At 39.6% G+C, this 13341-nt stretch carries 7 protein-coding genes; all 7 read left to right on the forward strand.

Annotated features, from left to right (window positions below; all coding sequences use genetic code 11):
* The first annotated feature begins 10 nt into the window (after positions 1-10).
* The 7 genes from BXY58_RS07015 (at position 11) to BXY58_RS07045 (ending at position 13269) form a co-directional block, all read left to right on the forward strand.
* Complete coding sequence (locus BXY58_RS07015; protein ID WP_120213264.1) at positions 11-1729, forward strand: glycoside hydrolase family 43 protein; 1719 nt, start codon at positions 11-13, stop codon at positions 1727-1729.
* 267 nt (positions 1730-1996) lie between these two features.
* The gene (locus BXY58_RS07020) at positions 1997-3613 is read left to right on the forward strand and encodes a glycoside hydrolase family 43 protein (RefSeq protein ID WP_120213107.1); all 1617 of its coding nucleotides are present in this window, start codon (positions 1997-1999) and stop codon (positions 3611-3613) included.
* An 83-nt stretch (positions 3614-3696) separates the two neighbouring features.
* Positions 3697-5622 (forward strand): alpha/beta hydrolase-fold protein, encoded by a 1926-nt coding sequence (locus BXY58_RS07025; RefSeq protein WP_120213109.1) that lies wholly within the window; start codon positions 3697-3699, stop codon positions 5620-5622.
* 363 nt (positions 5623-5985) lie between these two features.
* On the forward strand, positions 5986-8430 hold the full coding sequence (locus BXY58_RS07030; RefSeq protein ID WP_120213111.1) for a glycoside hydrolase family 31 protein: 2445 nt from the start codon (positions 5986-5988) through the stop codon (positions 8428-8430).
* Between the two features lie 16 nt (positions 8431-8446).
* Positions 8447-9814 carry a glycoside hydrolase family 43 protein gene (locus BXY58_RS07035; protein WP_120213265.1) on the forward strand — a complete coding sequence of 456 codons (1368 nt, stop codon included), beginning with the start codon at positions 8447-8449 and terminating at the stop codon, positions 9812-9814.
* 16 nt (positions 9815-9830) lie between these two features.
* A complete protein-coding gene (locus BXY58_RS07040; protein WP_120213266.1) occupies positions 9831-11855 on the forward strand; it encodes an NPCBM/NEW2 domain-containing protein in 2025 nt (674 codons plus the stop codon).
* A gap of 7 nt (positions 11856-11862) precedes the next feature.
* Positions 11863-13269, forward strand: coding sequence for a glycoside hydrolase family 43 protein (locus BXY58_RS07045; protein WP_120213113.1), 1407 nt, complete (start codon positions 11863-11865; stop codon positions 13267-13269).
* Positions 13270-13341 lie beyond the last annotated feature (72 nt).

Here is a 13341-nt window from a genome sequence, read left to right on the forward strand (position 1 = left end):
AAAATTATATATGAAAAAGATAACAATGAAATCCAATTTCCTAAAAAACAAGACCAGCATTTTTGCAGCAGCAGCTTTACTGTCGATGACCGGCATCTCAGCCCAGACATTCACCGATTTTCAATATAAAGGAAACGACAAATTATACAACGACAATCCTCTGAATCCGGACGAATTCTATTCACCGATTCTTCAGGGCTGTTATCCCGATCCAAGCATCACCAAAAAAGGAGATGATTATTATCTGGTAAACTCTTCTTTCTCAATGTTTCCGGGTGTTCCGATTTTTACCTCTAAAGATTTGGTGAATTGGAAGCAGGTTGGGCACGTTCTAGACAGACCTTCACAGCTGAAAGTTGAAAAAGGTGGTGTTTCTCAGGGAATTTATGCACCGGATATCAAATACAACAAGTACAACGACACATTTTATATGATTACAACCCAAATCGCAGGCGGAGTCGGTAATATGGTCGTGAAAACCAAAGATCCATCAAAAGGCTGGAGTGAAGTCCAGAAATTGAATTTTGACGGTATTGATCCTGCCATTTTCTTTGATGATGACGGAAAAGCGTACATCGTTCACAACGACGCTCCACCAAAAGGAACCGAGCAATATCAAGGTCATCGCGTCATCAAAATGTGGGATTACGATTTGGAAAAAGATCAGGTTGTCGCAGGTTCAGACAGGATTATTGTAAACGGCGGCGTTGATCTTTCTCAAAAACCAATTTGGATTGAAGGTCCACATTTATACAAATACAAAGGAAAATATTACCTGATGTGTGCGGAAGGCGGAACCGGAGGCAACCACAGCGAAGTGATTTTTATGGCAGATTCTCCGAAAGGACCATTTGTTCCCGCTAAAAACAATCCAATTCTTACGCAAAGATATTTTCCTAGAGACAGAAAAGAAAAAGTAGATTGGGCAGGTCACGCTGATTTGGTGGAAGGACCGAACGGACAATGGTACGGCGTATTTTTAGCCATTCGCCCGAATGTCAATAATCGTGTCAACAAAGGTCGTGAAACCTTCATTCTTCCGGTTGACTGGAGCGGAACATATCCTGTTTTCCAAAATGGCCTGGTTCCGATGAAACCGAAATTGAAAATGCCACAAGGTGTTCAGAATCAAACCGGACAAACCGGATTCTTCCCGAACGGAAATTTTACCTATAACGATAAATTAACCGATAAAAACCTTGATTTCCGTTGGATTGCAATGCGTGGTCCCCGCGAAAATTTCATTACAGCTACAAAGACGGGTGTTAAAGTAAACCCGATGGAAACGAATATCAAAGCTTTGGCTCCAGTTTCGTCATTATTCCACAGATTACAGCACGAAGATTTTGAAACATCCGTGACACTTGATTTTAAGCCGAAATCAGAAAAAGAATTGGCTGGAATTACGCTCTACCAAAGCGAAACATTCAATTACGTTTTCGGCATTACGAAGAAAGACAAAGACTTCTATATCGTTTTAGAAAGAACCGAAAAAGGAAGTTCGAAACTCATTGCCAGCGAGAAAATTTCATTAGGTAAGACTATCAGATTCCAGGCTGTTGGCGAGAAAGATAACATTAGCTTCAATTATTCTTTGGACGGCAAAAATTTCAAAAATCTTGGCGGTCCGGTTTCAGGAGATATCCTTTCAACGGATGTTGCAGGCGGTTTCACAGGAAGTTTAATCGGTCTTTATAGCACGTCTTCAAACGATATTGTACCGAATTAATTTAATCATTCTAAACCTTCAAGGTTTCAAAAACCTTGAAGGTTTTGTAACGTAAAAGTAGTAATATCAATAGAAAATCAATAGGAACGGGCTTTAGCCCGTTTTCAAAGAAAACAATCAATCGGCTTTAGCCCAAATTTACAATAATATAAGCTTGATTTGATAAGCCAATTTGAAATAAACAGTTAGTATTAGCAATGTCACACTGAGCTTGTCGAAGTGTTTTTTAAGATTACTTAAAATCAACCAAACCAAAATATCAAAACCGTGAAAATTAATAAATCATTTTATATAGTTTCTTTTTTGGGATTTATCGGGCTGAATCACCTTTCAGCCCAGGTAAATCACTCTGAAAAGGCGACAACCCGATTTACCAACCCAATCATTTGGGCAGATGCCCCGGATTTATCAATCACCAGAAACGGCGACGATTTTTACCTGATAAGCACTACAATGCATCTTATGCCAGGCGCTCCGGTAATGCATTCCAAAGATTTGGTCCATTGGGAAATGTCGAGCTATGTTTTTGATACACTAAATGATAATTCAAAATACGATTTGATTGACGGAAGCGTTTACGGGCGCGGACAATGGGCATCGTCCATCCGTTATCACAAAGGAAAATATTACGTTCTGTTCTCTCCGAATGACGAGCCTTTCAAATCCTATTTTTATGTTACCGACAATCCTGAAAAAGGCAATTGGAAGCTTATCACGAGAACCAGGCATTTTCACGACGCGTCTTTACTTTTTGATGATGATGACAGAGTTTACGTTTTTACTTCCAACAAAGTTTTTGAGCTGAGCCCGGATTTTAAAACCATTATCGGGAATCAGGACGGAACGGAAGTTTTTCAAAAAGATGCTTCGGAAACCGGACTTTTGGAAGGTAACCAAATCATTAAAAAAGACGGAAAATATTATATGATGATGATTTCCTGGCCAAGAGGAGGAAAACGTCGTCAGGAAGTCTACAGAGCTGATAAAGTAACTGGACCTTATGAGAAAAAAGTTATTCTTGAAGACAATTTTCTTGGATTTTCATACGCCGGACAAGGTGCTTTAATCGATGATAAAAATGGTAATTGGTATTCGCTGATTTTCCAGGATAGAAATGGTGTAGGCCGTGTCCCGATTTTGCTTCCGGTAAAATGGGAAAACGACTGGCCGGTTTTGGGCGACAACGGAAAAGTGCCTGTGACAGGTGAAGTCCCGCTTTCGCCATTTAAACCAAAAAATCATCTGGTGGAAAGCGACGAATTCTCCGACAAAAAAATGAAAATCCAGTGGCAATGGAATCATAATCCTGTCAACACAGCTTGGTCTTTATCCGACAGAAAAGGCTTTTTAAGGTTAAAAACCAATAGAGTCGTTGCTAATCTGTACCTCGCTCCGAATACGTTGACCCAAAGAATGGAAGGCCCGAAATCCAGTGGTATTGTTGCTCTGGATGTCAAAGAGATGAAAGACGGTGATGTTACAGGATTTAGCGCATTCAATGGCGATTCCGGGATTCTGTCTGTGGTAATGGAAAATGGTAAAAAGTTTATTATCTTTTCAACGAATGAAGTCAGTTTAGATAATAAAACTAAGGCGGTTACAGGTGTTAAAAAAGAAGAAAAAAAGAGAATCCCATTAAACTCGGACAAAGTTTATTTTAAAATTGATGCCGATTTCAACCTTGGAAAAGATTTGGCCGATTTTTATTACAGCACCGACCAAAAGAACTGGACCGAAATGGCGAAAGATTACAAAATGATTTTCGATTACCGGAGATTTTTTATGGGTTCCAAGTTTGCGATTTTCAATTATGCAACGAAAAATCTGGGAGGTTTTGTAGATGTTGATTTTTTTAGATATACAAATTCTTCAACCATAAAATAAATTCTTTAATGAATATTTAATTAAATCTTGCAGGAATAATTTTTTTATCTAAATTAATAAGTGTAAAAAATACAATAAAAATAATGAACAAATCCATCATATTAGCAGTAAGCTTTGTGCTGTCAGGCACTTTTGTTTCGGCACAAACACTTGATAAACAGGCTCCACAAGGTTTTGATGTTGAAAACCCAACGATTTCCCACGGAAAAATTGATACGATTCAATATGCTTCAAAAACGGTTGGAACTACAAGGAAAGCATTGGTTTACGTACCGCCGGGATTCAAAAAAGGGGAAAAATATCCTGTTCTCTATCTTCTTCACGGCATTGGCGGCGATGAAAAAGAATGGTTTAACCAAGGAAAACCTAATGTTATTCTGGACAACCTCTACGCACAGGGAAAGCTGCAACCGATGATTGTCGTTTTGCCGAACGGCCGTGCAATGAAAGATGACAGGGCAACAGGAAATATTATGGCTCCGGATAAAGTAGAAGCTTTCGCAACTTTTGAAAAAGATTTGCTGAATGACCTGATTCCGTTTGTAGAAAAAAAATATCCTGTCAAAAAAGACCGTGAAAACCGGGCTTTAGCGGGTTTGTCGATGGGAGGCGGACAAACACAGAATTTTGCTTTCGGCAACATCGATAAATTTGCGTGGCTGGGCGCATTTTCTTCAGCACCCAACACGAAAGAACCGACTCAGCTTTTACCCAATCCACAGGAAGCATTGAAAATGAAACTTATATTTATTTCCTGCGGCGATGCGGACGGATTGATGCCTTTCAGCAAAAGAACCAGCGATTATCTGAAAAAAAATAAAATCCCGCATATTTTTTACATCGAACCGGGCGGTCACGATTTCAAGGTTTGGAAAAATGATTTATACATCTTTTCACAGCTCTTATTTAAGCCTGTCGATAAAACTAAATTTGATGGATTTACTGTTTTAGGAACACCCGCTGCAACCAATATCAGGAATGCACAATACCCTCAAATTCTTCCCGACGGAAGAGTAATGTTCAAGGTAAAAGCGCCGGAAGCGCAAAAAGTTCAAATCGATTTAGGAAAAAAATATGACCTGAAAAAAGACGCAGATGGCTTCTGGACGGGCACAACCGAGCCTCAAAGCGGAAGTTTCCATTATTATTCTTTGCTGATTGATGGTGTTGCAGTTGCAGACCCGTCCAGCGAAACATTCTACGGGATGGGAAGATATGCCAGCGGAATCGATATTCCTTTTGATGGCGATGATTTCTATGCATTAAAAGATGTTCCGCACGGCGATATCCGCGTCAAAAATTTCTATTCCAAAGTGACCAATTCTTGGAGAAGAGTTTTCATTTACACACCGCCAGGTTACGACCAAAATGCATCCGAAACATTTCCAGCTTTATACATTCTCCACGGTGGTGGCGAAGATGAAAGCGGTTGGGCGAATCAGGGCAAAACCAATCTGATTTTGGATAACCTGATTGCGGAAGGGAAAGCTAAAAAGATGGTTATCATTATGCCGGATGCCAATATCGGACAAGGCGGACTCCGAAATTTTGGCGAGCGTAATCTTCAGATGTTTGAAAAAGAGCTGAAAGAATCCATCATTCCTTTTGCTGAGACTAATTACAGAATTAAGAAAGGTAAAGAAAACCGTGCATTGGCCGGACTTTCTATGGGCGGGATTTATACATTGTATGCCGGAATTCAGAATTCAGATATGTTCTCAAGCTTGGGTGTTTTCAGTTCAGGATATATGTTGCCAATGCTTCAGGACGTTGCCGACAAACAATACAAATTTTTAAATGAAAATAAATCTGCCTTTTCATCCAATGTCAAAAATTTCTGGATTTCAATGGGTGGAAAAGACGATATCGCTTACGAAAACGGTCAGAAAATGCTGAAAGAATTAGACAAAATCGGAATTAAATATTCTTACAGAGATTATCCTGGCGGTCACAGCTGGCCGGTTTGGAGAGACAGTTTGCATCAGTTTGCACAGGAGCTTTTTAAATAAACATTAAATATAAAAATACAGATTTGTCTTATTTGCTTAATAAAAATAAACTTGTTTGTTCTTGAAAAAGCATAAAGTATTCTTAGAATGATTTGCTAAAATTCTTGTCTGATAAAAATAAAATATAATAAAACAGGTCGCTCTTACAGAGCTTTTAATTCTGAAAATATTGTTTTCTATTAACGGTTCGCTCCAAAGGAGCTGTATTTAGTCCCAGCGGGACTTTCTGATAGTAGAAAAAACAAAGTAAAAAAAACAAAGCTCCGGAGGAGCGACCTGTTGATTTATACTATTAATATTTATAAAGAAAATTGATAAATCAGGCTTAATTTCTTAATGTTCTAATCCAAAATCAATCCACCAATGAATTTCAAAAGAATAAAAATCAAAACACTTATTATCACGGTCGTTATTGTATCGGGAAATATCACGGCGCAATCTTATCTGAAGACAGATTCAGGATTGAAGTTTTCTAATGATAATATGAATGTTGAAGTAAAATTGTATGGAGAAAATACGATTAGAATTATTAAATATCCCGTCGGAAAATCATTTGTCAAAAATAGTTTATCGGTCATTAGACAGGAACAGAAAACCAGATTTTCAGTTTCAGAAAACAATCATATTATTTCATTAAAAACAAATGATTTAAATATTTTCATTGATGCTAAAAATGGTAAAATCACTTACAATTCATCCTCAGGAAAAGAACTTTTAAAGGAAATAGGAAGCGATTTCAAACCTTTTAATGATGCCGGAAACCCGACTTATTCAGTGACACAGTCTTTTCAGCTGGAAAAAGAAGAACCCATCTATGGTTTAGGAATTTTACAAAACGGTAAAATGTCACAGCGAAATACGGATGTGAAAATGATTCAGAATAACACCTGGGATTTTGTACCGTTTTTTCAGTCTGTAAAAGGTTATGGCGTTTTTTGGGATAACTATTCTCCGACGCAATTTACTGATAAGCCCGACAAAACAACATTCTCATCGGAAGTTGGGGAGGGTGTTGATTATTATTTTATCTACGGAAAAAATGCGGATGGTGTAGTTGCCGGAATGCGAAATCTTACGGGAAAAGTGCCGATGATACCTTTATGGACTTACGGTTTTTGGCAGAGCAAAGAACGCTATAAAAGTCAGGATGAACTTTTGGAGGTTGTTAAAAAATACCGTGATTTGAAAGTTCCTTTAGACGGAATTATCCAGGATTGGCAATATTGGGGCAACAATTATCAGTGGAATGCGATGGATTTCATCAGCCCTGATTTTCCCGATGCCAAAAAAATGATACAGGACATTCACGATATGAATGCGCATCTTTCCGTTTCCATTTGGTCGTCTTTTGGACCGATGACCAATCAGTACCGTGAAATGGATAAAAAAGGAATGCTGTTTAATTTCGCAACCTGGCCGGAATCTGGCCTTGAAGTTTGGCCTCCCGATATGAATTATCCTTCCGGAGTCCGTGTTTACGATGCCTTCAATCCCGAAGCCAGAAATATTTACTGGAAATATCTCAACAGAGGCGTTTTCAGTCTTGGTGTAGATTCTTGGTGGATGGATTCTACGGAACCGGATCATCTCAGCCAAAAACCGGAAGATTTGGACACCCAAACGTACCTCGGCTCATTCCGGAAAGTGAGAAATGCGTATCCGCTGATGACAGTTGGTGGCGTTTACGACCATCAGCGTGACACTACGAGTGATAAAAGGGTTTTTATTTTGACGCGTTCGGCTTTTGCAGGACAGCAAAGATACGCAGCTAATACGTGGTCGGGAGATGTCAACTCTTCGTGGGAATCTTTGCGCAATCAGGTTCCGGCAGGTTTAAATTTCAGCCTCACAGGAAATCCGAATTTCAACTCTGATATCGGCGGTTTCTTTGCTGGTGTTTATAAAAGAAACGGAGGCGCCAACAATTCGATGTTTCAGGAATTGTATGTTCGCTGGTTGCAATACGGCACTTTCACGCCAATGATGCGTTCCCACGGAACCGATATTCCGAGGGAAATTTATCAGTTTGGACAAAAAGGAGATGTGGTTTATGATATTATCGAGAAATTCATCAGGTTGCGTTACAATATGTTGCCGTATATTTATTCGACTTCGTGGGATGTTTCTAAAAATAATTCAAGTTTTTTGAGGGCACTTTCGATGGATTTTTCATCAGACCAAAAAACCTGGGATATTAACAATGAATATCTTTTTGGTAAATCATTCTTAGTAGTACCAATTCTCAATCCTCAATACACACCTGAAAAATTCATTAAAACCGATGAAAATGAAGGCTGGAATAAAACCGATGCTACCAAAAAAGAAAATTCGCTTTCCAATATAGATTTTACACAAAATAAAACAGTTAAAGTTTACCTTCCCGCAGGTGCAGACTGGTTTGATTTCTGGACGGATGAAAAACACAAAGGCGGTCAGGAAATTGAAAAATCCGTTAACCTTCAAAGCATTCCGTTGTATGTGAAAGCGGGAAGTATCATTCCGTTTGGTCCTTATGTACAATACGCAACCGAGAAAAAATGGGATAATCTTACCATAAAAATTTATCCGGGAGCAGATTCAGACTTTGTTTTATACGAAGATGAATTTGATAATTACAATTACGAAAAAGGAAATTATACCGAAATCCCTTTTCATTGGAATGATAAATCAAAGACCTTAACGATAGATTCCCGAAAAGGAAATTTTAAAGGAATGATTGATAAACGAAACTTTGTAGTAATTCTTCCTGATGGACAGCAGCAATCGTTGAGTTATTCAGGAAAGAAAGTGAATGTCAATTTTAAATAATCTTAAAATATTAATTATGAAATTTTTAAGTTTAATAACGGTTTTAGGATTTTTTCAGATTTCCTTCGCTCAAAATCCGATTATCCAAACCAAGTACACTGCAGACCCTGCACCAATGGTTTATAAGGATACGGTTTATCTTTACACAAGCCACGATGAAGACGATGCCTTCGGATTCAAAATGAAAGACTGGTTACTATACACGTCCACCGATATGGTCAATTGGACAGACCACGGTGTAGTGGCTTCGCTCAAGGATTTTAAATGGGTAAATACCGACAACGGTGCCTGGGCGCCACAGGTTGTTGAAAGAAAAGGAAAATTCTATATGTATTGTCCAATGCCTAACAATATGGGTATTGGGGTATTGGTGGCGGACAGTCCGTATGGTCCTTTCACCGATCCTATCGGCAAGCCTTTGATCAAAAATTCTCTGGATGACATCGATCCCACAGTTTTAATTGATGACGACGGGCAGGCTTATCTGTACTGGGGAAATCCGAATCTTTGGTATGCTAAACTCAACGAAGATATGATATCTCTTGCCGGACCAATTACCAAAGACCCTTCGTTTGCGAAGGTTAAAGACCAGCCAGATCCTTTCAAATATCAGGAGGGACCTTGGGCGTGGAAAAGAAACGGAATTTACTATATGGCTTACGCTTCTAAATGTTGTCCGGAAGGGATTGGTTATGCAATGGCAAAATCGCCTACAGGTCCCTGGAATTATGGAGGCGTGATAATGGATGGCGACCAGAGATCCAGCGGAAATCATCCCGGTATCATAGATTTCAAAGGTAAATCTTATGTTTTCGGATTCAACCATATGCTAAGGATGCAGACGATGAGCAAACATTACGAACGCCGGTCTGTTAGTGTCACAGAAATTACCTACAATGCAGATGGAACCATTCAGAAGCTTCCTTTCTGGACTACGGATGGTGCAAAAAGAGTAGGTACTCTGGACCCTTATAAAAAAGTGGAAGCAGAAACGATGGCTTACAGCGAAGGTCTGAAAACAGAAATGGTAACAGAATGGGAACGCAATCAACCCTATAACAGAGGTAAAAAAATCACAGACCGTGTCATTGTTACCTCTATTAACAATGGTGATTATATTAAAATCCAGGGGGTAGATTTTTCCAAAGGCGTAAAATCTTTGGATGTGAATGTCGCTTCTCTCTATGGCGGAAAAATAGAAGTGCGTTCAGATGCTCTTAATGGGCCATTGCTGGGAGTTGTTAACGTTACAGGAAAAGGTGAGGGCGACTTATATAAAACCATTAATACACCTCTGAAAAGTACAAAGGGAATCCACGATTTATATTTTGTTTTTAAGGGAGAAAAAGACCTTTTCTATTTTGATTGGTGGAAATTTAATTAAATCCAAATTTTTAATAATGTTGAAGACGAAAATACTTTTAATTGCTGTAACATTTTTGCTGTCGGGAAATATTTCCAAGGCGCAGTCAACCGTTTGGTTAGACCAGTTGGATTTAAGCGTAGCAACACAGGGACACGGAAAACCCGGCATCAATACTTCGGTGGACGGAAAACCTTTGACGATTGCCGGCGATGTTTTCAAAAGAGGTTTCGGAACGCACGCTGAAAGTTCTTTGTTGATTAAATTAAACGGCAAAGCAAAAAGCTTTTCCGCAATGGTAGGAATGGATGATGAAATCAAAGGTCAAAATCCCGCTGCCGAATTTGAAATTTATGGCGACAATAAAAAGCTTTGGTCAAGCGGAATAATGAAATTAGGCGACAAAGCAAAACCTGTTTCCGTTTCGCTGGAAGGTGTAAAACAATTAGAATTAGTCGTAACAGATGGCGGAAACGGACCGTATTATGACCACGCCGATTGGGCAGATGCCAAATTTGAAACAGCAGACGGTGCAAAACTGATAACATTTAATCCGATTTCATCAGTACCTTATATTCTGACACCAAAACCTGCGGCAACTCCAAAAATTAATTCAGCAGGCGTTTATGGCGTTCGTCCCGGCTCACCTTTTTTGTTCAGGGTTGCAGCAACAGGTGAAAGGCCAATGACTTTTACGGCAAAAAATCTTCCGAAAGGTTTAACAATAGATTCACAAACCGGAATCATCACCGGAAAAATAGATACGAAAGGAACCTATGAAGTCCTTTTATCAGCTAAAAATGCTAAAGGCTCAGTTTCAAAAAAATTAAAAATCGAAAGCGGCGATAAAATAGCTTTGACACCAACAATGGGATGGAACAGCTGGAACTGTTTCGGACACGAAGTTTCTGCCGATAAAGTAAAACGAGCTGCCGATGCTTTGGTTAAAACAGGATTGGTAAACCACGGCTGGAATTATATCAACATCGATGATTCGTGGCAATTTAACAGAGACGGAAAAGACCCGTCTTTCAAAGGGAAAATGCGTGATGAAAATGGTTATATTCTGACCAATTCCAAATTTCCGGATATGAAGGAATTAACCGATTACTTTCATTCAAAAGGTTTGAAAGCAGGAATCTATTCTTCTCCCGGACCCTGGACCTGTGGTGGTTGTGCAGGAAGCTACGGTTACGAAAAGCAGGATGCCGAAAGCTACGCCAAATGGGGAATCGATTATCTGAAATACGACTGGTGCAGCTACGGAGGCGTGATTGACGGTTTGCCTGATAACGACCCGAATAAAGTTTCTTCACTCAATTTTCAGGGTGGAGGAGATTTGGATAAAGGCGTGAAACCATTTAAACTGATGGGCGATTTATTAAAAAATCAGCCTCGTGATATTGTGTATAATCTTTGTCAATACGGAATGGGCGATGTCTGGAAATGGGGAAATGATGCCGATGCGCAATCCTGGCGAACAACCAATGACATCACCGATACCTGGGCAAGTGTTAAAAATATTGCTTTGGCTCAGGATAAAGCCGCTCCTTATGCAAAACCCGGCAACTGGAATGACCCGGATATGTTGGTAGTAGGCGTTGTAGGTTGGGGAAATCCGCACCAGAGCCGATTGAAACCGGATGAGCAATATTTACATATCAGTCTTTGGAGCATTTTTTCTGCGCCGTTGCTGATTGGCTGTGATCTTGAGAAACTGGATGATTTTACTTTAAATCTTTTAACGAATGATGAAGTTATTGCTGTAAATCAGGATGCTCTGGGAAAACAGGGCGTTTGTCTGCAGACCATTGGCGAATTGAAAATTTATGTAAAAGACCTTGAAGACGGCGGAAAAGCGGTGGCTTTTGCCAATTTTGGAAGGGAAAAAGTGAATATGTCTTACAAAGATTTCAGGCAGCTCGGGATTTCCGATCGTCAAACCGTAAGAGATATCTGGAGACAGAAGGATATTGCCAAAATCAATACATCAAATCAGGCATTATCACTGGATATTCCGGCGCACGGTGTGGCTTATTATAAATTCATTTCATCAAAATAATTTAAATATGATTCAATTTAAATCAAAATATATCGCCCTATCATTTTTGCTGGCAGGAATTTATATTTCTGCCCAAAATCCTGTAATCCAGACTCATTTTACACCGGATCCTGCACCGATGGTGTACAAAAACAAGATGTATGTCTATACCGGAGACGATATTCCCGGCTATGATTTTTATTATATGACGAAATGGAGAGTGTACTCGTCGGATGATATGGTCAACTGGACCGACCACGGTTCTCCGTTGTCACTGGAATCTTTCAGTTGGGCTCGTGACAGAGCTTGGGCGGCACAATGTATTGAACGTAACGGCAAATTCTATTGGTACATCTGCGTTCAGACCGTTGATAACAATATGGCGATTGGCGTTGCGGTATCCGACAGTCCGACAGGTCCTTTTAAAGATGCACTCGGAAAACCATTGGTAACGACGGGAACCTGGGATAATATCGACCCGACGGTTTTTATTGATGATGACGGACAGGCGTATCTTTATTGGGGAAACAGTAAATTATTTTATGTGAAGCTCAACAAAGATATGGTTTCCTATGGTGGAAAAATCACCGAAATTCCGCAGTCGGTGGAAGCTTTTGGAGGATTGAGACGTCCCGGAAGAAGCGATGAGGTTTTGCAGAAACAGGAACAGTTTAAAGATGTTTTTGTGGAAGGACCTTGGTTCTACAAACGCAACAAGCAATATTATGTGATGTACGCCGGAATGACCGACCGAACCGAATGTCTGTCTTATTCCATAAGCGATTCACCGACCGGACCGTGGAAATATCAGGGAAAAATAATGACTGGTCAGCCGACCAACAGTTTTACCAACCACGGCGGAATTATCGATTTTAAAGGGAAATCCTACCTGTTCTATCACACAGGATTATTGCCCGGCGCAGGAAGTTACGGAAGGTCAACATCTATTGAAGAATTCAAATACAATCAGGATGGCAGCATTCCGAAAATTGAAATGACCAAAGAAGGCGTAAATCCCGTTGCAACACTCAATCCCTATAAAAGAAACGAAGCGGAAACAATAGCCTGGTCAGAAAAATGCAGCACTTCCGAAAACAAAAAAACAGGAGTGTATGTTTCTGATACCAGAGTGGGAGGTTATATCAAAGTCCGTTCGGTGGATTTTGAAAAAGGCGCCTCTGAATTTTCAGCGTCAATTGCTGCAGGTGTTGACGGAGGAATTTTAGAAGTGAGATTAGATAAGGTGGACGGAAATAAAATTGCCGAGATTGAAGTTTCGAGAACCGCAGGTTGGGAAGAATTTAAAACCCTGACATCAAAAATTTCAGAATCGGTTTCCGGCGTTCACGATGTATATTTTGTCTTTAAAGGGAAAAACATTACAGCCGGAAGAGTGCTTTTCAATTTCGACCACTGGAGTTTTCAGAAAAAATAAATTAAATTCTTTTGTTAGAATTAATAACGTAAGACTTTTATAAGCGTTAGCGGCTTTGTGAAACTAAAGAAA

The organism is Epilithonimonas arachidiradicis (assembly GCF_003610695.1).
GTDB lineage: Bacteria > Bacteroidota > Bacteroidia > Flavobacteriales > Weeksellaceae > Epilithonimonas > Epilithonimonas arachidiradicis.

Excerpts from the sequence above, each read along its gene's own strand:
- BXY58_RS07015 (WP_120213264.1), top strand. The coding sequence starts at position 11 with ATGAAAAAGATAACAATGAAATCCAATTTCCTAAAAAACAAGACCAGC.
- BXY58_RS07025 (WP_120213109.1), top strand. The coding sequence starts at position 3,697 with ATGAACAAATCCATCATATTAGCAGTAAGCTTTGTGCTGTCAGGCACT.
- BXY58_RS07030 (WP_120213111.1), top strand. The coding sequence starts at position 5,986 with ATGAATTTCAAAAGAATAAAAATCAAAACACTTATTATCACGGTCGTT.
- BXY58_RS07035 (WP_120213265.1), top strand. The coding sequence starts at position 8,447 with ATGAAATTTTTAAGTTTAATAACGGTTTTAGGATTTTTTCAGATTTCC.
- BXY58_RS07040 (WP_120213266.1), top strand. The coding sequence starts at position 9,831 with ATGTTGAAGACGAAAATACTTTTAATTGCTGTAACATTTTTGCTGTCG.
- BXY58_RS07045 (WP_120213113.1), top strand. The coding sequence starts at position 11,863 with ATGATTCAATTTAAATCAAAATATATCGCCCTATCATTTTTGCTGGCA.